The sequence below is a fragment of the Cardinium endosymbiont of Dermatophagoides farinae genome (genome assembly GCF_007559345.1).
Lineage (GTDB): Bacteria > Bacteroidota > Bacteroidia > Cytophagales > Amoebophilaceae > Cardinium.
The window spans coordinates 833,054-857,215 of record NZ_VMBH01000001.1 but is presented as its reverse complement, the minus strand read 5'-3'; the positions used below and the strand labels follow the sequence as shown (position 1 = coordinate 857,215).

The window sequence follows — 24,162 nt, the reverse complement described above, 5'->3', positions numbered from 1 at the left end:
AGGTTAATGGTATTCCCGTAATGATAGCTGTTTAGCTTATGAATCGATTGAACGGTTGATGACTGATAATCTTTTTAATCTGACATATTTTATTAAGTTTTTTATAATAGAGTTACAACCCTTTTCTCCCATTAGCTCGTTTGTCAAAAGTCCTTACGCAGTAAGGATTATTATTTATCTTTTTTTCCAAATTTTGGCAGATGACTAACCCCATAAGCCATAAACTGACTGGTCTTTGCTTCTCCTATCGCAAAAAGGCTGTTCCTACCGTGTTACCTATATATAGAGAGGTAAGCGGACCTACCATAGCATAAAGCAAGTAGCTATGGCAGCACCGATACCATCTACGTTATTGAACTCTAAAGAAATCAGTGAATAGTCTAGCAAATTGATGGTTACCCCCACATTATAGCCTGAACGAATACCGCCAGCTTCCGTTAAAACAAGCAGAGGATTGTCACACGTACACACACAATCTCTAGGTGTTTCACGGCTATCAGACCCTAATCGTTGCATATTTACCTTAGCACCATGCTTAATAAGGTCTATGAATATTTTATCAGATACATCCTGACTAGTTCTTTCAAAAAGCATATTATCTGCTGCATAATGTAGAGGCGTATTATTTGTTCCAGGGTCTTGGTATGTAGGATCAGCTCCATAGTCCAATAACAAGGTTACCATCTCATAATTAGATTGACGAACGGCGTCTTCTAAGGCTGCATTGGAAATAGATGATTCATTAGGATTGCCACCTTTTTCTAATAAAAACTTTAACTTTGGCATATCTTTTTGCTTAACTGCATTTAACGTACTAAATGCACTCATGGTTGGAGTAGTAGCACTAGAAACTATTTTTTGAATCATATCTTCTGATAGATTTCTACGGCAGTTAGGACAGTTAATGGTTTGATCATTGTCATGCTGGTTCAACACATGCATAGTAATACACCTGAAGTGGAACTTATGACCACAATCCAACGGAATAACTGGAAATATTTTATCCCTAGAATCCTGTACGCCTTCTATACAGATACTACACTGCCAATCTTTGTCTACCAATTTTGAATGTCTTGAAAAACCATCTGGGAAAGAATATCGCTCAAAGCTTCATGTTTATTAGATATGGCTAACATCAAAGGTGTAAATCCGCTTTTGCTTATAGCTGTTTTGCTGGCACCTTTAGCAATAAGTAATGCAACGATCTCTTTGAACCCTCGTCTGGAAGCCCAATGAAGCGGTGTGAATTTATAAGGATTATCTGTATTGTGAACCAGAGAAGGATATTCCTCTAAAATATGCTTTACTATACTTAGATGGCCATCCCTACAAGCCCAATGAATAGGAGATAAACCCACTGAATCTTTCTTACCTTTCCTAGCGAAATGGCAAAGGATTATGTCAAGAGTTTCTTGATCGTTATCTAACTCTAAAGAGATTAAAATATCCGACTTCCCATCTTTTCTAAATATTACCTCTGCTCCATGAGAAAGTAATAAAGAGATCATCTCTTTATTCTTATTACGTATAGCTACCTCAAGAGGGTTACTACTTACATTAGTTATATTCGGATCTGCGCCTAACTTTAAAAGTTTTCTCGCCTTTTCTAAATCATTTTTTCTAACAGCTTGTAACAAAAGCGTACTTCTGTTATTAACTTCATTAATATCTTTTTGCCACTCTAGGTCTAACCTAGCAGCCTCATCTGGAGGTAGGTTAGAAACTAATATATCATATATCTCTTTGGATGCATCATCTTTTTCATAGCGCACATAGTCCAAAACCTTTGATCTTCCATCTTCTTGAAAAACAATTTTAGCCCCATAAGAGAGTAATAAAGAAACCATTTCCTTGTTTCTCTTACGAACAGCTGCCTCAAGAGGGCAGTCATCTTTATAGATAACATTCGGATCAGCGCCTGATTCCAATAGGATCCTAGCTTCTTGTAAATCATTGAAACCTACTGCCTTATATAAAGATGGAAGACTTCCTGAATCTATTCCATTGACATCTAAACACTTCTTGGAACCCATCTGACTATTTTTAGAGGAATCTTTCTTTTGATTCAGCTGATTATGTTCAATTTTTGGCTTAACCTCTGTTTTTCCACAAGTAGTAGCTAAACAACTACAAGCTAAAAAATATAAATAACATGATGATAATTTCATATATTTTTGCTATATATAATAAATGTAGCAAAAATATATGAAATTATTTTAAAATATACAAAAATTTTTAACTAAAAAATAAAATATCTACATATACTCTAAAAGTAGATCCATATCTTTTTCTATTTTCCTTTGATTGGATGCAATATCTTCATTACTAACCTTTGTAACATCTGGTAAATCTTTTAACAACTCATCTTTAAATTTTTTATCATAAGAAGATACCTCCTTGAACTGTTCCTGAAAAAATACATTATCACTTTCTACTACTTTCCCAGCAAAAAAACCCACATCAAAACTTGAAAACTCATTAGGTTTGATCAACTCTTGTTCATGTATAGTGATATTTTTCCCATGCGTAGTATGGTGACCTTGAGTATTACTGTGACAGGTTTCTGAGGAACTTGTAGATTTGACCGTATGTTCTTCCTTGCCAAAAGAGGGAACTGGCATATCTAGAAGATTCCACACCACAGTTGCCCATAAATTGATTACTTAGGGTACCTTGTATCTTTTTAGCGCCTATATTGCCATAGGTATCTTCTAATTGGGCATTCGATTGTATACAAGAAATGGTACTAATACCATACTTTCTTGCCGTGGCTGGGACCTCTGAAAGACCTGGGATGTATAAGGTAGGTAGCTCATCTATGGCCACAAAACTCTTCGTTCTATTATGCCCATACATAGATTTAAAACATATGGTAATCAGTAGAGATATAACTGGACTGAAAGCTGATTTGGCAGGTGGAAAATTGCCAATACAGAGTATGGTTGGAGCAATATTATCGTTGATATTTAACTTTATTTCATTTTTACTCAAGACCCAAAATAAATTCTTGTCAATTAGTGGTTGTAAGCTTGTTTTAAAACTTGCTATGATACTTATTAACTGACTTGATGATTTATCTCCGCCTCTATATGCATCAAATATGGAACTAGAATAAGAATAAGCTTCCGGGTCTTGTTCTATTAAACCTAGTGTTTTGTCAATAGGCTTAGTAGCTAACGTTAATACGTGTGGTAACGTACAACAGCTTTTTGCTTGATTGGATAAGTAGACGATAATTCCTTTTAGAAGAGATTTAGTACTTAAATACCAAAAATCATCTTTCCCTCCAGGATTAAGATTTTTTAACAAAACAGTAACATTTTCTTCTAAATAGGCTCTATCTGATATATAGATAGGATCAATAGGATTGATTCGACTACTTTTATTCAGATCTGTAAAATTAATCGTCTTAAAAGCAATATTTTTCCTGTCCCTTTCTGGTAATTGTAAATAACAATTATATACAAATTTAGATAGGCAATAACTCTTTTTTGGATTTACTGGAGTACCTTCGAAATCATAGTCATATACAAGTCCACAATAACTTTTTCGTATCATTTCATATAATATTGGCTCTAAAACATACCTGGTTTTACCGCTTCCAGGACCACCTAGTATATAAATTCCTCTATGAGGATTATTGATGGGCAATAGACCATTTTTAGTAGGTAAAGCAATGCTAAAAGGTGACTTTTTATCGTAAAATTTAGGACTAATGATTGAATTTTTATCTTTTTTTACAGAAGGCTTTATATCTCTATTAAACCAAAATGGAATACTAAAAGAGGCAAAAAATAGTATAAATAGATAAGGTATTAACCATTCACGTGATTTTATAAAATCATAACTGGATAAATAGATACATGTTCTTTCAAAAATGATAAAACAAAATGTAAAAATTAACCATAAAAAAATTAATACTATAGATGTAAAATTATTATTTTTACCGAAAGATTTTGATAAAAATAGCTTTAATCTATCCCATGCTAGAAAATAAATAGACCCTACTAAAATCAGGCGAGTATAGCACCCAAACCCTGAATAGAATACTAAATCAACTGCCCATTTCAAGTATCGGTCATTAATACAAATTCTACTGATTTTCACACAGTAAAGTAACTGAAATAGAAATAAAGCTAGAAATAAATAAAAGGTTAACATTAACGGTATATCACTAATATTTTAGTGCTTTTCTTGTATGTCTTGACTTTTTCATTGGCGAACAATTGGATAAGAAGCAATTAATTTTTGGGTTAGCTGGATTGTTGGTTATTGCTTGGGTTATATTACGGGATGTAAGAAAAACAAAGAGTTGGCATGATTTTTTTGTAGCCACTCCTCCCAAACCTTGTAAGCTACTCGAAAAAGCAGAGCCCTTATCGATTACTAAAGAAACGAATCAAAGAATTAAAGGTGTTGGTGGCATGCAATCAGCACAGGTACGCTGCTCCTTGTTTGAAGATATGGCCAAAAATATCAATAAAGATATCTCAACAGTTGAACCAGAGTCTGATGTACCAAAACCGGCTAAAAAAGTCGAACCAGTTAGTGTTAAACCAAAAAGGTAGTGCAAAAAATTAACAATGTAGTTCCTCCTCAAAAGCAGGAAAAAAACTACTTCCCAATATCCTTTGAAAGAAAAGGCAGAAAAAGGAATATTAAGGTAAAAAACAGCTTTGCTGCAGGTTATGTCTATGGCACACAAGAACTCAAACATGGCAGAAGTATTAAAATAGGTGTCAAAGAAGCTTTTACTTACAAAGGGCAAGAAATTCCCAAAGGTGCATTTTTATACGGAATAGTTGCTTTTGGAAAAGAGAGAATTCTGGCTAAATTAGAAACAGCTGAATTTGGTAAAAATGTGATTCCGGTTGCTATTGGTTTATATGATTCAGATTATATGATTGGACTATTAGTAGAAAATTTACATCCTTTCATTGATCAAGCGCAAAATAAATTGCTCAGTAGAGCAGCTAGTAGTAGCAGTAATTCTTGGATCAGAGAGATAAGCGGAGTAGTAGTAGATGGTATTAAATCTGTTAAAAATGAGCAAAAAATAACAATAGAAAATAGAAGAAAAGTATTCCTTAAACCAATAGAAAAATGAATAAGTTTAAAAAATATGGTGTGGTCTGTTTATGCTTGTTAATGCCTATAACCTCTGCTGCAAGTATAGGATCTTCTATCAAATCAGGTTTAAACAAAATCCTACCTAATGGATTAAAAAAGTGGATTCCTGGTCTATCTCCAGAAGAAAAGACAGCCCAGTTAATGGAAGAACAAGTAGACACTTCTAGTAATGTTTTGGCACAAATGAAGGATGCAGCTGATAGCATGAGAAAATTAAAACAGAGTGTAGAAGATGCCAATTCTATTAAGAACGAAGGAAAAGCATTATTCGAAGATCTATCTGATGCTAAATATGGTAAAGTTGTACTAGGTATATCAGAAAAAATCAGTGGTATTAGTTTAAACCCTAGTGATTATATTCCTAGCTTAGATTGTACTAGAGAGCTTAAAAGAGATTGTTCTTTTTCCTGTTATAGAGAAAAATCGCTGTTAGGTAGGGTAGATTATTTTACTGGTAGAAGTAGTAATTTCCTAAGTGTAAAACCTCCAAAAAGCTTAAATTCCATTTGCTCAGACATTCAAAGAGAGTTGCGCCGATCGGATCAGATAAAAATAGCAGCTAAAGAGGCCAATAATAGACTGATTCCAGTTTACAAAGAACAAATCAAAAATCTAAAGATTCAAAATAAAAAGATAGATAAAACGCTATCTAATCCTAATTTTTATAAAAATGACCCCGTAAAGTATTTTCAATTAGAAAGCATCAAAAACAAAAATATCTTAGATATGGGAGAACTCGTGGAACGAATTAATAGGCTTCAAATTCAATCAGAGGAAGTTTCTAAAAATGATAAAGAATCTATTGTAGAGCTATATAGTGAGAAGTTAAACAAGGATCTAATACAGCATATTGTTAAAAGTAAAATAAAAAGAAATAGTAGATTCTAAATGAATATGAGCAAAAAATACAAACTAGAAGAAGTGAAGGAGTTTACTTATAACCCTTTTGTAAACTACAGGTCAGAGGTACAATTCGACGAGTTTTTCATAGATGAATTGTCAAATAAAGCTAAGAATATCATAAAGTATTTAATGTGTAAACATTCATTTAAAGAAGAAAAATTCTTATTTAAGCTAAATGAGTTTAATAGGTTTATGATATATATAAATATGGAATATCCTTGTGATGGAATAGCAGAACTATGCGCCAAAAAGGTATTAGCAAAGACCAAAGATCCAGATCTATATTGGGTGAATAATGATTTCTTTAGAACTGGAATCTTTCAACTTAAATACTTAGAATGTACCGAAGAAGATAGATACAAATAGGTCTACACAAGTTCCTCGATACGAGATACAGGTAAACCAGTAAGAGCAATAATATCCTCTACAGGGTAGCCCTTATTAAGCATGGATCGGGCAATATCTAGCTTCCCTTTTTGCTCTCCTATTTGGATACCTTTCTCTTGTCCTATCCTGAATACCCATCAACTTTCCTTTATCTTGTCCTATTCGGATACCTTCGTCCCTATATTTTTGTGCTATAGTTCTCATAACATCTTCTTTATCTTCACTAGGTGGATGCTTTGTTATAATATTTTCTAGAGCAGCCTGCTGATCTTCAGGTAATTTACTGTCACTATACCATAAAAAGCTTCTTGTGTAAATATAACCTTTTTCTTTGTCTAGGACAATACATGATTTAAAATTTTCTAAAAATTCCTCCCATAACTTAAGCATATCACGGGTGTGAACATATTTCATGAAATATTCCATCATGTCCAAGTGTGCCTTCTTTTTGATTTCATTATCTGGCATAGCATAGAGATTTACCAATTGATAATCTCCTCCCATAAGTTCTTTAGAAAGACTAGGTTCACTAAACAAATCCCATAGATTTCTTGGGACAGTAAAAGGTGTATTACCATGGTATACGACCAGCGGAATTATTAGTGGAAGTTTTGATTTATTTTTCGTCTTATGCCTTTCAAGTAAGAGAAACATATATTTCCATAGCTTAAAGGCTGTCCAATACTTAGGGCTTACCTCGGCTTTGATCAAGGCATACACAAAAGCTTGCTGATTATTTTTAGTTTTGATAGAGAATACTAAATCACTGAATTTTTGTTTCAAATTTTCCTCTACAAATGATTCTTTTTCTACCTTAAGCGTGCTTAGATCTAACAATGATTTACACGATTCTGGTAAATAATAGTTTAAAAACTCCTGAACAGCTATTGGATCGGAAAGGATTTTTTTGGCTAAGCTGTCATGTTTTAGTCTTTTTGTCATAAAGGTAGCTTTTTAATAAGCATTAAATAATAATAGACTCATGTTATGTAGGAATATCCTGATAAATGGATCCACATAACGTTTATTTAGAAAAGGTTTTGCCTAGTACCCTAATTACACACTTTCCCTATCAATTTTCTCTAAAATTGCATCCAATATCCAACTATGTCTAGATCTTTTTACTTGATAGTAATCATTTATACATTGACTATCAATCTTTTGAATTAGACTATTAGGCAATCTTAATTGTATATTTTGTATACTTCGCTCTTCTTTTTTACTAGTATTAGGAACAGCACCGCCCTTGTTTATAAGATCACTTACTTTACGATCATGAGATGGTAACTTTTTAGAAATAGCCATTTTTTTAATATCGTTTTAATTGTATTATAGAACCAATTTAGTATTAATTTAAATCTAAGTTAATATTAATTAGAAAATTAAATAAAGCATTAAACTCCTGTATAGCTTTTACATCTTTAGGCTTTATCTCAGTAATTGCTAGTCCTTTTGAAGATGCATTTGGAAACGACTTCCTGTTTCCTATGAAAATATCTATGAACTCCAACGTTTTATTCTCCTTAAGAAGGTTAGCAGCCTCACTATTATCTTGCCCACTAAAATCAGCCTTATTGATAAAAGAAAATGATTTTAACTTTGGGTTAATGATCTTCATTTCTTCTATTAGTGTGGATACTTTTTCTATTGTCCAAATATCAAATGATCTAGGAACAAATGGGACTAAGTAGATATCAGCAATGCTTATAGCAGCGCGTTGACTAGTAGTATCCCTACCACCTGTATCAATAATAATATGGTCATACTTTGATCTTAACTTTATTGTTTGATCACGAACTGTTCTATCTGACAATTGAATGGATGTATAATCCAAGTTATCTTTCATCGTTTCACTTCTAAACACAGTAAAATCAGAAGCTGTTTGTTGATCGTCTGCATCAATTAAAAGAATATCTTTGAATTTTCTGGCCATTAAAACTGCTAAATTTGTAGAAATAGTAGATTTACCAGATCCTCCTTTAATACCACCTATTACATATATCATTTTTACACTAATATAGATTTATTACAATATATTTTATATGTCATAATAAACATTACTTAATATTATAGTGATACTTTTTTAGTATTACTTACATATCATTCTTAATGAGAATTAATCAAATATACAATATTAATATCACAATAGTATCAAAATTTACGTATTACTAAACAAACATATTAAGAAGTGATCTCAGAAAGCGGAAAATAAAGCACACTAAGAGTATAGTAGCCTAAAAAAAATGGACACAAAAACAACAACTTCTTGACTTCGTGATCCACTTAATAAAACGAACTATCAAGACAAAATGACTTTCAGTAATAATAAGATATTTATAACTCAATATCTGGTATATTTCACGTTTTATTAATTAATAAATTACTGCTAGTAAAAGTAAAAAATAACGAATTAAATTCGTAAAATTTAACCCTTTACGAACTTAAAGCAAAGATTATAAAATGGCGTATCAATATGTAATGGAACCTTTACGATTTGAAGAAACGGATCGGCTCTCTCAGGCTTGTGAAACTGTGCAAGAAAAATTAATCGTTTGGACTTTGTTAGATACAGGGTTAAGAGTATCCGAACTATGTGGGCTTACTCCGCAGCAAATCCTATGGCAACAAAAAGCGATTCGTGTTTCTGGAAAAGGTGGGCCGTATGGAACAAAATCTAAAAAACGTGTGGTGCCCATGTCTAAGCGTGTTCAAACATTACTTGAACATTATTTCGCCATTAATAATGCCTGGCCTGTTGGGGTAAGGCAAGTGCAAAAAATTATTAAACAGATTGCTAACAGAGCAAAAATAACACAAGAAATTACCCCCTCATGTCTTACGTCATACATTCGTAACTTTAGCACTACAAAAAGGAATATCTTTAGCATCAATACAAAAAATACTTGGACGAACTATGTTAATAAGCAAATTTTTTATGACAAAAATTTTTGGTCTTTAAGGTCTATTTTAATTGGGATGTGGACTTATGGATAACTTTATCAAGTTATCCATAAGTCCACATTATAGCTATTATAATTACAATTTATATTGATAATCAAATAATAAATTTATAATTTATTCAGTTATGCAATATCACATTGCCTATCCACCCAATACTAATGATTTACCTTGAGTTTAGATAGATGGCCATCTACATAAAAAGTATTATCTCTCATGATAGCAAACACCTGTCTAATAAGTTTATTAGCTACAGCAATAAGGGCCAATTTGCTAGGTTTTCCCCTTTCCTTTAACCTTTCATAAAATGCTTTACAGGCCTTATTAAAGCGTATAGCTGACCAAGAAGCCATATAGAGTAAAGAACGTAACCCCGGGTTCCCATGACGATTAATATGGCCTTTTTTTCTTATTGATGAGCCTGAATGCTCATAAACAGGTGCCAGTCCCACGTACTTAGAAAACTGTTTAGCACTCTGAAAATGGCTACCTCCACCAATAGAAACGATAAGTTCGATAGCAGTTCTATCACCAATCCCTTTAATAGAGCTAATCCGTTTATAGAGATCCTGATAAGCCTCCTCCGTAATAGAAAGCATTTTTTGCTCTAATACAGCTATTTGATCTTCCTGATAGGCTATAGTTGACTTAAGCATGGTTAAGGATATATCATCTGTTTTAGGCAATACACTAAAAGACTCTAGCAAATTATAAGACATCGTAAGTTGTTTCTTGAGCTGAGAAAGGAGTGTTTTTTGTTGCTTTAAAGCCTGTATACTTTCTGAAGGAATTGTGTAGGGCTTAGGTTCCATCTTTGAGCCATACAGCGCAATAAGTTTGGCATCTATCTTATCTGTTTTTGTTGTATGCTGCATCACACGAGCAAAATGTTTGATTTGCTTAGGGTTAATAACTGAAACAGCTATCTCAGATTCTAGCAGCATCTCTACTAATAAAGCACCATAGTTGCCAGTTGCCTCTAAAATACAGTGATGCAATGATTGATCAAGTTGAGCCAAAAATACGGCAATACCATCTGGATCATTGGTATATGTAGTCGTAGTATAGCCTTCACCTTTACGAAAAGCTGACACAAAACTACTTTTTGATATATCGATGCCTATATATTTCATAGTATTAGATGTTTGTATTAAATTTATTCATCTTGTGAACTATCGTCGCATACACGGGCTTGAATGGCCAACGAACTATTCAGTTTTTAAGATGAAAAGAGCTGGGAGCGGAACGTCCAAAACGGTATCTACTACCAACATGATAGCGGCTTTATTCCAGCTCTTTAATAAGATTATCTTGTTAATACAAACGTACGACATGATAGGTTAATGACTACTGCAATCTATCTTAATTTTACAGATGCGCATGTTATGGAGGAATATGCCACTAAGTGGTAAGCGCTTAGCGTGTATTTGTGTGTCCAGAGAGACTAGTATTTTCCGGTAGGTGAAAGTCCTACTAGACCAAAAGTTAGAAGTCTATAGCTTGGATAGCAGTATCATGAGAAATCAAAATACTGAAACCTATTGACAGACTTATCTAAAGCATAAGTGCGAATGATCAGGCCGCAGCGCAAGCGAACACACGGGTAGCCTCGAAAGCTAATAACTCTCAGGGCCGAACTAATGAATGTATAGTGAAGGCAATATATTAAGTTGAAAACTAACTGAAACGACTTAATACCTGAGCGGGGTGTTAGTGGCAGCATGATCATAAGGAGATACTGAGTGACTGGAGAAGTCCTCCTCATCCCAGGAAGAAAACTCCTGGAGCAGGGTAGGCTCTATAACTGGCAACACCAGGAAATGAGCTGAAAGATGAGAGGATGGCGGACGGGTGTATAGTAGTGAGGAAACAGCGTAATGGATGTGGAGCGAAGGCACCCTACTGATAACATTGCTCCGACAAAAAGGGAGGTAAGGGTATGATGATAAATACGCCCATAATATTACAGGACCTGAGAAGGAGGGTATATATCAAAGCTAAAGCTGACAAGTCGTGTCTTAAAGCAAGGTTTTTATAGTTCAAGGTGGAGTAAGACTTATTCTGAAAGCAAAACTATTAGATAGGACATAGGCAATGATAAGAAGTTTTCAGGAAAGCGTAGTACGGAAAATCTGTATGCTGCGTTTGACGAGGCGGGCGATGGAAACGGGGGTAAAACTACCGCGCCATTGCTCGACCCTACACGCACGATTTTGCCTAATACCCATACCCTTATATACTCTTCTAAGACGCATTATAAAATTTCGGAAGGGGATCTGGTATGGCTTAAAAGCGATTTCTATGATACCATGTGCTGCCCAGGATAGTTGAGTAGCTAGAAATATAATGAGAGCAGAGCCTATGTTATGGAAATTTTTCAGGATTCTATAAATATTCCTTTGACCAATAACCTTTCTGAAAGACAAATCAGGCACTACGTCGTATACCGTAAAAATTACTACTTTACGTAATCCGAAAGAGGAAATAGATTCCTAGAATGCGTTATCTTTTTATACCTAAATTGGAAGAAACAAAAACTAAATTGTTTACAAAAGCTCAAAAATATAATCACCTAAAAACCATAGTCGCCAACGGATACGAATTATTTTTGTTTACCACTGTGGATAAAACGTGCAGAAAATTAATTTTTCTGCATGTTGTCACGAAAAAATTTATACAAATATCTAATTTTTAATAAAAAACTATAAAAAAGTTTTTTGCCAAATTTCTAAACAGAAACCCTAAAGTTGAAGCTTATGGTTTAAGGAATAATATCGTGTAATCTGAACAGAAACACTTATTTTTGAATACTTTTTTCATACTTTTTAAAAATTTTATCTAAAAACTCTGAAAAATATTTAGCAAAATTTACAAAGTTACCAGAACTATCTACATAAGATACATGTCCTAAATTAGAATTTTTTTCTAAATTTATACAATATTGAGTATCTCGATCTTTAGCTATTAACCAATAATTTTTTTCATTTCTTCCTCGTTTCTTAATAGAACGATGAAATGAAATTTGAGTTGATGTTATTTTTTTAACTTTTTCTTCTATATTACTTTTTCGAATTTTATCATCCAACTCTTCATCCTCTTGAATTTCACATTGATATATATCGAATGCCGTATCACGTATAGATCCGTATTTATTTAAAAATTCCCTATACTCTTTTAACTCATATGAATTCAAACTATCCTTATTCATAGATAAGTTTATAAGTACTGAATCAAGTATATCATCAGTTATAGCAAAACCTAACTCAAGTTCATTTTTGTCCAAAAAACTATTTACTTTACAAGAAAGATCATCTTCAGAACATTTTTCTTCTTCAGATTCATTCATAACCTCAACATTACTGCCTTCACCACCAAATGTATGTATACCTTCCGTTTTAGAACTGAACTTAAAACTTGAATCATCTCCTTTTTGTTTGTACATTTCGTTAGAATAGTTTGACATACATCCCAAATGTGTGACACATATAAATAATATAGTGTATATATTTTTTCTACTTAACATAATATGAATTATTATAGGGTTTGTATTTGATTTCTAAAATTATGCATAACCTCTCCCATATCTACCATGCCAGTACGTACCAGGTTGCCTTATTAATCCTTCTGTCTGTTCTGGTGTGGGCACACGAATTATATTGTCTATCAACATAGTTTTTTGGGAATGAAGATAATCTGGTAGTTCAACCGTAATACTATTATCTCTAAATAAATAATCTATTTGCACAGTATCACCGAGGTATTGAGGAGCACGCCTACGTCGTACATTATGTAATTGATATAATACCTCAACATTCAGATTTGTTAACTTATTTATGTTCAGATTACCTGAATCATCCAGATTTCTTGACTCATTTAGGTCAGGCAACTCAACATCACGAAAATCCACTAAAAGATCTCTTATCCTAAATTCTACCGTCCACGGTCGTCCCCTAAGACTGTTAGGCCTATCTACCCGTATAGGCTTCCAAAATAAGGCTGCACTACCTGGAAGTCTTCTAAAACTATTTACAAATTCATCCCGTTCGTTTCGAGTACGAAACATTAGTCCAGGTTCCTTATATGTAAGACAATGATAGAATAAAAACATAAAATGTTTTCTAACATCATCATTAGTTAGAATATCACGACAATCTGGAGCAGTCTGACCGAGAAAACCTTCATCTTCCAACCTTTGAAACTTAGCCCTTGTCTCTCTGGGAATACATCCATTTACATGACTAGACAAGTTTCTTTGCAAACGATTAATTGGAATAGTATTTATATTCAACTCTCTTCCTCTAATAGAGCAAGACTGTAAAGAAAAACTAAAAAACCATAATAATAATCCAGTTAATGCAATAAATGAATATCTTCTGTTCCTATATACCTTAATCATAATTACCATAAATTAAATTCCATTCAGAATATTAATAGCATCTTATATATATTCAATCCAATAATTTTACAAAAAATTCACAAAATCTGCAAATAATTACAACCATATACCAATTTCTAAAAATTAGACATTTACCTTTTGGACAAAATAGCCACGTCTATCTAACATATAATATTTTACCCTTTCAAACCCAATCTCCCTTAACGCACTTCCTATTAACTTAGTATTCAGTCTAATATTACTTCCTACGATTTCTTGCAAGTACCTAAGAATATCAGTTGTAGTCATGAATTCTCCTACCTCTTTAGTAGATGGAGCAAGATACTGAGTAATCAACTCAGTTTCGGTAGATTTAGTAGTAAATTGATCAGATCTTTGTGTCAGTTCTAATAACTCTTCCTTACTCAATTCCCCACTACCAGCATCTAATTTATACAAATGATAGGCTTGCTCCCAAGATTTCTCTAAAATATATTTTACTTCATCATCTATATATTCAATAAACTCTACTTCAAAACTAATCCATCTACTATGACCTAAATCTGATCGTAAAAATTCAACATCATTGGTACTGCCTAAAAAAGAAGCTATACGAGAGGCGGTTATTTCATCTTCTTGGTAAGGTAAACCGGACATTAACATAACGTTGGGACAACCAAGTCTTGATCACATGGGCATTAGAACGAAGCTGATGAAGTTCATCTAAGTTTATAATAAAGTTTCTAATTAGGGACTTCTGCGCATCCTTCTCATTACTAATAACAGGGTTCCCATTATAATACCTTATAAGAGAAGGAGGGCACAAAAACTCACAAAAATAACTCTTACCTATATTTTCTTTTACAGAACATAAAATCAAGGCATGTTTATTTATACTCCCAGGTTCAAAAACAGTACGAACAGCCCTAATCATCCACTGCTTAAGATGCGTATACCAATAGTGAATATTAATAGAAGCAGAATCCTTTAAATGAACGTAACTCGCCAGTTGACGAATATAATCCTTACTACCATCAAATTCATTTCTTTCAAAAGCTAAAAAATAAGCTTCTATAGGATTAAAACGTTCTACAAAAAAATATTTTAATATGCAGTTAATCAAATCCAAAGAGCACTCAAAACCATGCCTATCTAAATTATCCCTTAGTTCATTTATGTTAACTTTTTCCCATAAACCAGGATTACGTTTAGTACTCATCTCACGCTCTTGGGTAACTACATTCAACCGAAAATTAAATTTATTACTCAAATAGGTTTTTACTTTACCACGTTTAGTATTACATGATTTTCCAGCATAATTGTTATTAATAGAATTTATAGTAACAGATTGTACCTGTTGTACACCACAATCTAGAAGTATCTGAAAATCATTAGTAGTATACCTTTGAAAGTATTCCGCTATATCCTTTACATCTCCTGGCAATTGAACGGATACAATACCAAAAGAATCTCGTAACTTCTTAGAAGCATTCTTCCCTGCCTCATCATTATCATAACAACATAATAGTACGGAAGTCTTACCACGTAAAACTCTCAACAGATCCTCACTAGGCATCTGGTGCTCCGACTGCAAAGAAATAACATTTCTAAACCCATGTGCATAAGCACTCATGCAATCTTTTTCCCCTGCTGTAAGAAGTATATAGTCTAAATTTCCTTCAGGTAATTGAACCAACCCAAAAACATCATCTTTATTTTGATTCTTATACGAAAATGATTTTTTCTGACCTTTAAAAGAATGATCATTAGAAAATGAAGGTGATATCTCTGGAATATATACTTTAACTCTACCTGATACATGATAGGCAGCTACAACCTGATGCTTATCAAAATATTTAAAAGACAAATAACGACCTGAGTTAGCGGTATAAGATAAAAAACTTACTTGTTTAACATCAAACTTTTCTAAAACAGATTGGTCAATACCATACTGTAGCCAGTATTTTAAATATAACTTAGAAATAGGAGATTCTAAACAAGATATGTATTCAATACGAAGTGTTTGAGAAGGAAAAGATGCTTCAGGGTCTTTAACAGTGGGTGAATTAGGAAAAATAGGTTTTAGAATAACTCTTGATTTCTTTTCAGTATTCAAACCCAGACACATCTCTTGGTCAATGAGTTCTAAAAGTTCCTTAAACTGCGTCCTACAGTCTAATCCATAATAATCAGCCCACATTCTGAAGGCATCGCCCTGGTGACCCGTATTAAAAGATTTAAATTTTAACGTACCTGTCCTTTTTTCCTTATAAATAGACATACTTGGTCTATCATCTTTCTCGGAAAATATAGATTTGTAATTTTTTTTCTTACATTTGAATTAAATGTAGGAACCAAGTGGCGGATGAGATATTCCTCTCCCCCTACCTTTTCCAGGATTTGTTCTTTTGTTATCATATAATTTATATCCTTGCCATAATTAGGTAATAGGGCACTACTCTAGGTCTATAGTTTTTTTATATTTTTTAAATGCCCTTATTAGCTGTTGCATTCTTTTATATTGATCATTTATCCCAACCCACCCTTTACCAGCTGGTTGGGGTAGTAGATAATGTGCAGCCATCATGGCTAAGCCGTTAGCCATAATGCAATAAAAATCACCTTCTATTCCTTGTTAATGGCTTAATCCATTTATTCCAAGACAAAGTCGCTAATACACTGATGGCCATACCTATCAAGGCAGTACGAGAAGTGCCTCTAAAACCAAAAATAGCCAAGATAAAAGGAGCAGATATGATAGGTGTAGACAATGCCATGCCCCAAATAATCAATTCTAATGGATTTTTGTAGTAAAGGCTTAATAGCATAGCTAATAAGCCTGTAGCTATTACAGTTAGTTTGGCCAGTCGGATTTGATAAGCATGAGAAGGGCTACCTTTTGTGCCCTGTATAATTTCCATCATATCGTGACTCACTACGATACTACAAGCATGTAAACTCGAATCAGCTGTAGACATGGTCATTGCTAATAAGACAATGGCAATACACCCTTTAAAAGTGGGTGAAATGTTAGCCATTATGTACTCCCAAACTTCCATTTCTGGTAGGGTTGGATTTATTATAAAAACAAATAGACCAATCAGTACTATAGCAAAGAATATAAGCATACCAAAAAAATTACCATATAAAAAAACTTTTTTGGCTTGAATGGGGCTAGAAGACATATATACTTTTGGGATCGATAAGAGATCAAAGGACAAGGCCACATTTTGTAACATTAGAAAAAATAGACTCAATGGCTTAAGACGGTATGAGCTGCTCAATTGAAAATTTTCTTGTTTTTTTAAACATGATACTATTTCTAAAATAGGTTTATCTGTTTTTGCAAATAGAAGCTTTGCAAGCAGAAAAATAATAATGGTCAAAGTTATAAATTGTAATACATCGGTAGTGGTGACGGAGCGAATGCCTCCAAAAGTAGCATAAATAATAAGAATTAAAGTTGCAAGTATAGTAATCATACGTGGGTCAATCGAATCTATGCACATCTTGATGGCTAGTGACATTGCATGGATTTGCATGTTGGCAACAATAATATAAAATGCCATACAAAATAGCGCAGTAATAAGTCTTGGATATTTGCCATATATCTTACCTATTGTGTCTGCAATAGAAAGGTCCTGCATGAAGGGCCCCATATGTAAGGATAATCTACTAATCAACCAAAAATTGATGGTACTAAAAAGCATATGGATGATCCACCAGAGACCATTATGATGCACACGTATTACATTAGTTATTAGCGCCCCTCCTCCAAAACAGGTGGCCAATAACGTGGCCATCAAAGTAACCGTAGAAAATCGTTTATTACCCACAACATATTCCCGGAAGGAAGTTGCTTTTTGACTAGCACAAAAACCTACCAATAGGGTCAATAACAAAAAAACCAATACCATGAGCAAGGGGATGTTATACAGCATCATAGATAGGTAGATAAAAACTTAATAACGCTATTCGTAGGTGCGAATTTAATAAAAATGTTGAAATTTTTTTCTTCTTTTAGAAACAATATGATTTCTAAAAATGACTTGCCGGTTTGTATAAATACAAACTTGACAAGGAGGGCAATAATAACCATAAAGGTTACAAATTGGACCATCGGGCATGAATCGACAGAGCGTTAGGGTTAAGATTTCGTCAGGTAGATGCACTGCCTATTGGTTATTCAAATGTTGAATCAGTTATTGAAACAGGTTACTACGTGGATAAAACCAAATATACGCAAGAGTTAATAGAGAAGAGAAATCCTATTTTCATAGCCCGGCCTCGTAGATTCGGGAAGTCTTTGTTTATAGATACACTGGCTACTATATGTAGCGGAAAGAAAGCAATTTTTAAGGATTATCATAATATTAATTTTCCTACATATTCAGGCTTGAAATCTCCAGATTTTAACTCTATAACTATAAAGGAACGAAGCTTAATATGATAAAATAACAGGTCTATATAAAAATCTTGTTCTTCAACTTGAAGATGATACTGACGACCTAAGAAGGCAAATCCTTGGTAACTTAGATACCATAACCATTAGATCATCTATAGATGATAGGTACTCATTTTCAATTTTCTCATTATTAGACCTATAAGTCAAATAGTTATTTAAGATATCAGTCACCTTTTTTAGAAATAGTATCATGTTTAAAAAAGCAAGAAAATTTTCAATTGAGCAGCTCATACCGTCTTAAGCCATTGAGTCTATTTTTTCTAATGTTACAAAATGTGGCCTTGTCCTTGTGGCCCAGTATCTAGATCGGACTTTCCCGGTCTCTCTAGCTTGTTACGATACCGATTGCTTACCTGGTCTCTTCTGTGAAGGGGTCAATCCGATTATTGAAAACAATAGTCATAAAGTATTGGATATGATCACTGATCAAGCTGATTCAGGCTTAGCCAGTGAAATAAGTAAAATGGCTACCCAGTTTATGAAAGATATAACCAAAACCAAGTTCTTTAAACTGCATAAAGGTAGAGAGGTATATGTCTGTGCAGGAAAACCATTACAAAACAGATGAGCAGCGGGTCTTAAAGTCAATGAACGGCTAGCAGCTTATAATTTGCTGCAAAAAAATATCATTGCCTCAACAAAACTTAAAGAAAAAGCCGTAAAATTACGAGAGAAGGCTTCTACTTTAACTAAAGCCAGCCGGGTTTCTATCGCAGCAGAACAAGATCGGCTGGCTTGGAAAAGTAAGAGAAAGAGAAAGAAAAAGAAATCAAAATAGATAAAATGATGCGTAAGATAGATGCACTGCCTATTGGGTATTCAGATGTTACATCAGTTATTGAAACAGGCTACTACGTAGATAAAACCAAATATGCGCAAGAGTTAATAGAGAAGAGAAATCCTATTTTCATAGCCCGGCCTCGCAGATTTGGGAAATCACTGTTTATCAATACACTGGCTACTATAGCTAGTGGAGAAAAAGAGATTTTTAAAGATTGCTATATAGGCAGGCCAGAAAATGGATATGGATGGAAGAAATATCCCGTCATTAAACTGGATCACTCTAGATTGACCAATGAATCAGCAGAATTATTACAACTATCTTTAGAAGATTTACTTATACGGATTGCTTCAATATACCAGTTGAAGCTTACTGGACAGGTTCTTAAAACAAAGCTCTCTAACTTGGTTGAAGATATGACTAAATTAGGAAATGATTATGAATCGAAAATAGTATTATTAATAGACGAATACGATGCACCTATAGTTCATCTAACCAAAGGGTCTGACCTAGAAAAGGCTAATATTAAAGTCATGAAAGATTTCTTTATGACTTTGAAATCACTCAATGAATACTTTCAACTCACCTTTATCACTGGCGTAAGCAAATTTAGTTTATCGGATGTATTTTCAGGGGCCAATCATTTAGATGATATTACGATCAATGAATCTGCCAATGCCATGTTTGGTTATACCCAGCAAGAAATCGTAACCATATTCTCAAAAAACTTAGAAGATATTGCTAAAAAATGGAGTACAAAAGAAAATAACAAGGTCACTCCATCAGAAGTAATGAGCCGTATGACAACGCATTACAATGGATATAGATTCCATAGAGATGGCATAAGTGTCTATAATCCTTGGTCTACATTAAAGTTTTTAAATACTGGAGAACTAGAAAACTACTGGTACGAGTCAGGCAGTCCTACTATACTTATTAACCAGATGCTAACAGATCCTGATAGATTTAACCTTAATATGGATAATCTTGAGATGCAAGCTACTAGAGATGACCTCATGTATACAGGTAATAGAAATGAGATTAGTTTAAAATCGTTGATGTTCCAAACGGGCTATTTAACCATTTATGATTATGATGAGTCTAGTAGTCTATATACTTTAAGATTCCCTAATAAGGAAATAGCAGATTCCTTTCAAAAAAGTATACAGTCCAGTTTAAAAAAGGGTATACAAGATTATTTTATACAAGAACGTGATAGAATCCTAGGTGCATTAGCGGATCAAAACATTGAAACCTTTATAGATCATATCAATACAGCTTTTGCCACACTTCCATACTACATCGATACCAAACAAGAAAAACAGTACCACAGCAATTTACATATGTTGCTCCAAGGTTTAGGATTTCTAGGAGGTCATACGATGCATATGCATAGCGCATCTCCATCTAGTCAAGGCAGGTCAGATATTGTTTTAGAATTAAAAACGGCCATATATATCATAGAAATAAAGTACAAATCCAGCGGAAAAATAGCCTTAGCACAAATCAAAGCAAACACGGCTATTATAAACCTTATTTACTTAGGCAAAAATCCATTATACTACTAGGCATAAACTTCAATGAGGAAACCAGAATGATAGATAATTGGGCATATGAAATCCATGAAGAGCATATAAAACAATAAAGCCTATGGATTTATAAAAGCCTATTGAAGAAACTATTTAGAAAACTGATCTAATAGATCATCTAGATATTTACCATCGTTCGCATCAAACTGATATAAAAGAGCTCCTTCCTTTCCATGATATATTTTTTTCCCAATCCTTATGTGAAGCATCAGTACGAAGTATATCATCACCAGAATGGTGTATTTTAAATGCTAAAATACCTCTTCGGACTGAATCATTATAAGTACCATCTGCTTTGATATCATATCCATATTCGCGTAGCTTTTGGACCCATTCTTATTCATCTTGTGATAACCTACTATCTTTTGCCTTATAAGACACCACTATGTCAGGGTTTGGACTTATACTTAAGTCCTTTTTTCTGGGGTATATACCAAAATTTTTATTAATGTTAAGTTCACTAAAAGATGGTTCATCCTGTGCGTTAGCCAACTTGTCCCAAAAGAAATAACGCTCGTTTAATAAGACAATTCAAGCTATCTGCTTTCAGTATGTCGAATCTTAACCAGTAGTCGATAAAGAAATCATGGATCAAAGAAAAACCGCAACTTTATGGCCATGCGTGACCCGATGGTCCAAGTAGCAGTTTTTAAGATATACAAAGAACAATCCAATATACAAGCTGACCCGATGTACTAGGATAAACCTACTCTAGGTCTATCTTTTTTTTATGTATTTTAAATACTCGTATCAGCTGTTCTATTCTTCTTAGTTTGTGATCTTTTTCAACCCACCCCTTACCGGGTGGTTGTGGTAGTAGATAGTGTGCAACCATCATAGCTATTCCATTGGCCATCACGCCAAAAGATTCATAAAAATTTGCTACTTTATGCTCAACACACTTTTCAAAAACTAAGGCAACTAGTATACCTGTAGTCATCCCAATCAAAGCTGTAAGAGAACTACCGCGGAAGCCAAAAACGGCTAATATAAAAGGAGGAACTACTGTTACTATAAAAAATGGCAACGCATAGCCAAAAACAAAAATATTTAATTGAAATATACCAGGATAGTAAACCGTCAGGGTCATAGCCAATAGGCCAATAACTAATGTAGTTAACCTAACTAAGCGAAGCTGTTTCACATCAAGTACTGCTTCCACATCTCGGATAGGTTTCACTAGATCATGGCAAGCCATAATGGTAGCAGTGTGTAAGATTGAATCAGCTGTCGATATGGCCATCCCTAGGATACAAATTACCAAACATCCTTTATAAACATATGGGATATGGGTTAATATATATGGCCAAATTTCTACTCTTTGTAGCGTTGGATTACACACAAAAACAAGTAGGCTAATTGTTACAATAGAACCTAACATAACAAAGCTGCAAAGCATTACACGAAAGAAAACTTTGTAGGCTTGTAAGCAAGGCAATAATAACTATAGATATGATAAACTGGAATATATCAGTAATAGTAATGGCACGAACACCGCCAAGCATATCATAAACTATAAAGATTAAGGTGGCTAGTAATGTTACGATACGAGGGTCAACAGAATCTATGCACACGCCTATAGCATAGGACATTACATTGATCTGCATAGCAAGAACACCAATAGAAAAACAGATACCCAATAAAGCGGCAATAACCCTAGGATACTTACCATATACGTTACCTATCGTTTCTGCAATAGAAAGGTGCTTCATAAATGGACCCATACGCAGTCCCAGTAGACTGATCATCCAAATATTGGCGCAAGTACCTATTAGTGGAATTATGTATTCTATACCAAAATTATAATAACTAGGCATAGTACACATCAACGTTCCTCCTCCAAAAGTTGTAGCCAATACTGTAAGCACCAAGGTAGCAGTTTTAAACCGCTTATTACCAACAGCGTATTGGCGAAATGTGGTTGTTTTATTGGTACAATAAAGGCCTAAGACTAGGTTCAATCCCAAAAAGACCAATACCATTAGCAGTGGTGTGTTATATAATATCATGATCAATGCTCAATAATGTTTATTCGAAACTGAAAATCTAACAAAACAGTATCTTGACTATATGAAAAATTTTATCTAATAGTTTCGTATAAGTCCTAAAAAGTACATAAATAAAGATTATTCCTTATTATAAAATTATAAAAATGTCTGAATTAAGAATAGATTTACAAGAAAAAAACCTGTATAATTTTCTATTGCAACGGACTTGTAATGTTGATAAATGGCACAGTAGTATTACACCAGTTTTCATCTCCCGATTCGTTGGATGTATAGTTGTAATTTTTATGATTATCAAATTAAAAACAAATTACCCCCAAGCTCACATTAACACTTCAGGGACGACTATGTAGGATTAGTATGTAAAATCTGCTCACATATATGCTCTATTTCTGATAACCAGATTAAAATATTATTTTTTTTGGACCATGGAATATAAAAGTCTATAGTATCTTTGGCTATTCTTTTTTGGTCTGCTAGCTTTCTTACAGATATAGTTCTTAGATTATGCAGCCTATCAGCTAATTTAATCTGAACGACACGAATGTCCTTACACTGATTTAATATAATTTGACTATCTGAATGATCTAATTTCCATCGATAACCATAAGTATTATAATACGTAACCATGTCTACTATATAAGCAACTTCCATTCCATATAGTAGTTCGATTTGCTCCAATGTAACCATTGTATCCTCTACTACATCATGCAATAGAGCAGCCAAAATGGTATCAGCATTATTTGTAGCCTCTAATACAATCTTAGCTACCTCCATAGGGTGGGTATAATAAGGCTCACCTGACTTACGTATCGTATTGCCATGTGCGTTCTTAATAAAATTAATGGTTTCAGTTACCTTTTGCTCAGTTAAAGTTGTTTTGTTTACAAGCAGACTAATGAGCTCTTTTTCTTGAATTAAACTTTCATCAGTTTCTGCTACCTTATTAGATAAGTCATCGGTAAGATATCGCTTAACCCGCATAACTTTTTTACCATTAATTAGGTAATATGTAGAGACAGGTTAAACAGATTTCTGTTTCTATGATATAATGAACCAGCATTTCATTGGCTTATTCCTTTCCTGTATTTGTTATATAATTAATATTATGTTAAATAGAATTATGGAAGAAAGTAATGTATAAAAGGCTCATTATTAAGTATTTATAAATTTTGTAAAGCACTGTCGAAGCATGGTGACTATTTAACAATAAAAATTATCCATTCGAAGGGCATAAAAAAAGCCTCCCGAAGAAGGCTAAAAAATTTATTTTTTTTGAGGTTTGGACACCTAAAAAATAGAAACTAGCCCCACTCGGATCAAATCTTAAAATCAATCAAGCATGCATACTACAACGTGTATGATCAATATGTGGTCCCAATAATTCACGCATTGCTGGGTCTATATCGCTTTTAAAGTGTGCTACATTTTGAGTCAAATTTTTTCTGTCTATATGTGTGCCTATTCTGCCTGTTTCTTTATATTTAGTGATGTGTAGTACGACATATTGTATGGGTTGTATCGTATATTGCTGCATAAATCATGGGAAATTTCTTTCCCCTTTGCTT

Annotated in this window: 27 protein-coding genes and 2 pseudogenes; 10 read left to right on the top strand and 19 right to left on the bottom strand. The window is 33.6% G+C overall.

Annotated features, from left to right (window positions below):
* Positions 1 to 300 precede the first annotated feature (300 nt).
* From FPG78_RS03990 to FPG78_RS03975, 4 genes are all read right to left on the bottom strand, one after another.
* The gene (locus FPG78_RS03990) at positions 301 to 1,062 is read right to left on the bottom strand and encodes an ankyrin repeat domain-containing protein (RefSeq protein ID WP_144086721.1); all 762 of its coding nucleotides are present in this window, start codon (positions 1,060 to 1,062) and stop codon (positions 301 to 303) included.
* Positions 1,056 to 2,168 (bottom strand): ankyrin repeat domain-containing protein, encoded by a 1,113-nt coding sequence (locus FPG78_RS03985; protein WP_144086720.1) that lies wholly within the window; start codon positions 2,166 to 2,168, stop codon positions 1,056 to 1,058. The genes FPG78_RS03990 and FPG78_RS03985 overlap by 7 nt, the downstream gene beginning before the upstream one ends.
* An 87-nt stretch (positions 2,169 to 2,255) precedes the next feature.
* On the bottom strand, positions 2,256 to 2,621 hold the full coding sequence (locus tag FPG78_RS03980; RefSeq protein ID WP_144086719.1) for a hypothetical protein: 366 nt from the start codon (positions 2,619 to 2,621) through the stop codon (positions 2,256 to 2,258).
* The gene (locus tag FPG78_RS03975) at positions 2,548 to 4,107 is read right to left on the bottom strand and encodes a type IV secretory system conjugative DNA transfer family protein (RefSeq protein WP_186292454.1); all 1,560 of its coding nucleotides are present in this window, start codon (positions 4,105 to 4,107) and stop codon (positions 2,548 to 2,550) included. The genes FPG78_RS03980 and FPG78_RS03975 overlap by 74 nt, the downstream gene beginning before the upstream one ends.
* A 119-nt stretch (positions 4,108 to 4,226) precedes the next feature.
* Between FPG78_RS03975 and FPG78_RS03970 the strand changes: the two genes are divergently transcribed.
* Genes FPG78_RS03970 through FPG78_RS03955 form a run of 4 tightly spaced genes read left to right on the top strand, consistent with a single transcriptional unit; the run spans position 4,227 to position 6,399 of the window.
* Positions 4,227 to 4,568, top strand: a complete 342-nt coding sequence (locus tag FPG78_RS03970; RefSeq protein ID WP_144086717.1) for a hypothetical protein — start codon at positions 4,227 to 4,229, stop codon at positions 4,566 to 4,568.
* Positions 4,568 to 5,107, top strand: coding sequence for a conjugative transposon protein TraM (gene traM / locus FPG78_RS03965; RefSeq protein ID WP_144086716.1), 540 nt, complete (start codon positions 4,568 to 4,570; stop codon positions 5,105 to 5,107). The genes FPG78_RS03970 and traM (FPG78_RS03965) overlap by 1 nt, the downstream gene beginning before the upstream one ends.
* Complete coding sequence (locus FPG78_RS03960; RefSeq protein WP_144086715.1) at positions 5,104 to 6,018, top strand: hypothetical protein; 915 nt, start codon at positions 5,104 to 5,106, stop codon at positions 6,016 to 6,018. Before traM (FPG78_RS03965) ends, FPG78_RS03960 begins: the two co-directional genes overlap by 4 nt.
* Positions 6,019 to 6,024: 6 nt before the next feature.
* Complete coding sequence (locus tag FPG78_RS03955) at positions 6,025 to 6,399, top strand: hypothetical protein (protein WP_144086714.1); 375 nt, start codon at positions 6,025 to 6,027, stop codon at positions 6,397 to 6,399.
* 75 nt (positions 6,400 to 6,474) lie between these two features.
* Here FPG78_RS03955 and FPG78_RS03950 read toward each other — a convergent pair whose 3' ends face one another.
* The 3 genes from FPG78_RS03950 to FPG78_RS03940 all read right to left on the bottom strand — a co-directional run bounded on the left by FPG78_RS03950 (position 6,475) and on the right by FPG78_RS03940 (position 8,425).
* Entirely contained in the window at positions 6,475 to 7,362 is an 888-nt protein-coding gene (locus FPG78_RS03950) for an Rpn family recombination-promoting nuclease/putative transposase (protein ID WP_223261999.1), read from the bottom strand.
* Between the two features lie 114 nt (positions 7,363 to 7,476).
* Positions 7,477 to 7,725: a hypothetical protein gene (locus tag FPG78_RS03945; protein ID WP_144086713.1), complete on the bottom strand. Its 249-nt coding sequence runs from the start codon at positions 7,723 to 7,725 to the stop codon at positions 7,477 to 7,479.
* Positions 7,726 to 7,768: 43 nt separating this feature from the next.
* Positions 7,769 to 8,425 (bottom strand): AAA family ATPase, encoded by a 657-nt coding sequence (locus tag FPG78_RS03940; protein WP_144086712.1) that lies wholly within the window; start codon positions 8,423 to 8,425, stop codon positions 7,769 to 7,771.
* Between the two features lie 455 nt (positions 8,426 to 8,880).
* Between FPG78_RS03940 and FPG78_RS03935 the strand changes: the two genes are divergently transcribed.
* Positions 8,881 to 9,414, top strand: a complete 534-nt coding sequence (locus tag FPG78_RS03935) for a tyrosine-type recombinase/integrase (protein ID WP_223261998.1) — start codon at positions 8,881 to 8,883, stop codon at positions 9,412 to 9,414.
* A gap of 122 nt (positions 9,415 to 9,536) precedes the next feature.
* Here FPG78_RS03935 and FPG78_RS03930 read toward each other — a convergent pair whose 3' ends face one another.
* Positions 9,537 to 10,511, bottom strand: a complete 975-nt coding sequence (locus FPG78_RS03930; RefSeq protein ID WP_144086711.1) for an IS110 family RNA-guided transposase — start codon at positions 10,509 to 10,511, stop codon at positions 9,537 to 9,539.
* 1,227 nt (positions 10,512 to 11,738) lie between these two features.
* Here FPG78_RS03930 and FPG78_RS08460 point away from each other — a divergent pair.
* Positions 11,739 to 11,849, top strand: a pseudogene (locus FPG78_RS08460) (IS66 family transposase); the annotation flags it as partial.
* 326 nt (positions 11,850 to 12,175) lie between these two features.
* Here the strand turns inward: FPG78_RS08460 and FPG78_RS03915 are convergent.
* From FPG78_RS03915 to FPG78_RS03895, 6 genes are all read right to left on the bottom strand, one after another.
* Positions 12,176 to 12,820, bottom strand: a complete 645-nt coding sequence (locus tag FPG78_RS03915) for an SMI1/KNR4 family protein (protein ID WP_186292453.1) — start codon at positions 12,818 to 12,820, stop codon at positions 12,176 to 12,178.
* Between the two features lie 120 nt (positions 12,821 to 12,940).
* Entirely contained in the window at positions 12,941 to 13,624 is a 684-nt protein-coding gene (locus tag FPG78_RS03910; RefSeq protein WP_144086708.1) for a hypothetical protein, read from the bottom strand.
* Between the two features lie 273 nt (positions 13,625 to 13,897).
* Complete coding sequence (locus FPG78_RS08105) at positions 13,898 to 14,410, bottom strand: VapE domain-containing protein (protein WP_255431738.1); 513 nt, start codon at positions 14,408 to 14,410, stop codon at positions 13,898 to 13,900.
* Positions 14,382 to 16,034: a VapE domain-containing protein gene (locus FPG78_RS08100; RefSeq protein ID WP_255431737.1), complete on the bottom strand. Its 1,653-nt coding sequence runs from the start codon at positions 16,032 to 16,034 to the stop codon at positions 14,382 to 14,384. The genes FPG78_RS08105 and FPG78_RS08100 overlap by 29 nt, the downstream gene beginning before the upstream one ends.
* Positions 16,035 to 16,208: 174 nt before the next feature.
* The gene (locus tag FPG78_RS07165; protein ID WP_186292451.1) at positions 16,209 to 16,358 is read right to left on the bottom strand and encodes a hypothetical protein; all 150 of its coding nucleotides are present in this window, start codon (positions 16,356 to 16,358) and stop codon (positions 16,209 to 16,211) included.
* Positions 16,359 to 16,371: 13 nt separating this feature from the next.
* Positions 16,372 to 17,697: a sodium:solute symporter family protein gene (locus FPG78_RS03895; protein ID WP_144086707.1), complete on the bottom strand. Its 1,326-nt coding sequence runs from the start codon at positions 17,695 to 17,697 to the stop codon at positions 16,372 to 16,374.
* A 185-nt stretch (positions 17,698 to 17,882) separates the two neighbouring features.
* Here FPG78_RS03895 and FPG78_RS08095 point away from each other — a divergent pair.
* Positions 17,883 to 18,110 (top strand): annotated as a pseudogene (locus FPG78_RS08095) (AAA family ATPase); the annotation flags it as partial.
* Positions 18,111 to 18,118: 8 nt separating this feature from the next.
* Here FPG78_RS08095 and FPG78_RS08565 read toward each other — a convergent pair.
* Positions 18,119 to 18,220 (bottom strand): PDDEXK nuclease domain-containing protein, encoded by a 102-nt coding sequence (locus tag FPG78_RS08565; RefSeq protein WP_255431780.1) that lies wholly within the window; start codon positions 18,218 to 18,220, stop codon positions 18,119 to 18,121.
* Between the two features lie 287 nt (positions 18,221 to 18,507).
* On the opposite strand from FPG78_RS08565, the gene traM (FPG78_RS03880) reads away from it, so the two are divergent.
* The 3 genes from traM (FPG78_RS03880) to FPG78_RS03875 are packed head-to-tail and all read left to right on the top strand — an operon-like array spanning position 18,508 to position 20,567.
* A complete protein-coding gene (gene traM, locus FPG78_RS03880; protein ID WP_144086705.1) occupies positions 18,508 to 18,786 on the top strand; it encodes a conjugative transposon protein TraM in 279 nt (92 codons plus the stop codon).
* A 42-nt stretch (positions 18,787 to 18,828) separates the two neighbouring features.
* Entirely contained in the window at positions 18,829 to 18,996 is a 168-nt protein-coding gene (locus FPG78_RS07160; protein WP_186292450.1) for a hypothetical protein, read from the top strand.
* A gap of 5 nt (positions 18,997 to 19,001) precedes the next feature.
* Positions 19,002 to 20,567 carry an AAA family ATPase gene (locus tag FPG78_RS03875; RefSeq protein WP_144086704.1) on the top strand — a complete coding sequence of 522 codons (1,566 nt, stop codon included), beginning with the start codon at positions 19,002 to 19,004 and terminating at the stop codon, positions 20,565 to 20,567.
* A 727-nt stretch (positions 20,568 to 21,294) separates the two neighbouring features.
* On the opposite strand, the gene FPG78_RS03870 is transcribed toward FPG78_RS03875, so the two are convergent.
* The 4 genes from FPG78_RS03870 to FPG78_RS03855 form a co-directional block, all read right to left on the bottom strand.
* Entirely contained in the window at positions 21,295 to 21,969 is a 675-nt protein-coding gene (locus FPG78_RS03870) for a sodium:solute symporter family transporter (protein ID WP_186292449.1), read from the bottom strand.
* A complete protein-coding gene (locus tag FPG78_RS03865; protein WP_144086702.1) occupies positions 21,944 to 22,597 on the bottom strand; it encodes an SLC5/6 family protein in 654 nt (217 codons plus the stop codon). The genes FPG78_RS03870 and FPG78_RS03865 overlap by 26 nt, the downstream gene beginning before the upstream one ends.
* A 342-nt stretch (positions 22,598 to 22,939) precedes the next feature.
* The gene (locus FPG78_RS03860) at positions 22,940 to 23,578 is read right to left on the bottom strand and encodes an HD domain-containing protein (protein WP_144086701.1); all 639 of its coding nucleotides are present in this window, start codon (positions 23,576 to 23,578) and stop codon (positions 22,940 to 22,942) included.
* Positions 23,579 to 23,930: 352 nt separating this feature from the next.
* Positions 23,931 to 24,131: a hypothetical protein gene (locus FPG78_RS03855; protein ID WP_144086700.1), complete on the bottom strand. Its 201-nt coding sequence runs from the start codon at positions 24,129 to 24,131 to the stop codon at positions 23,931 to 23,933.
* Between the last annotated feature and the right edge of the window lie 31 nt (positions 24,132 to 24,162).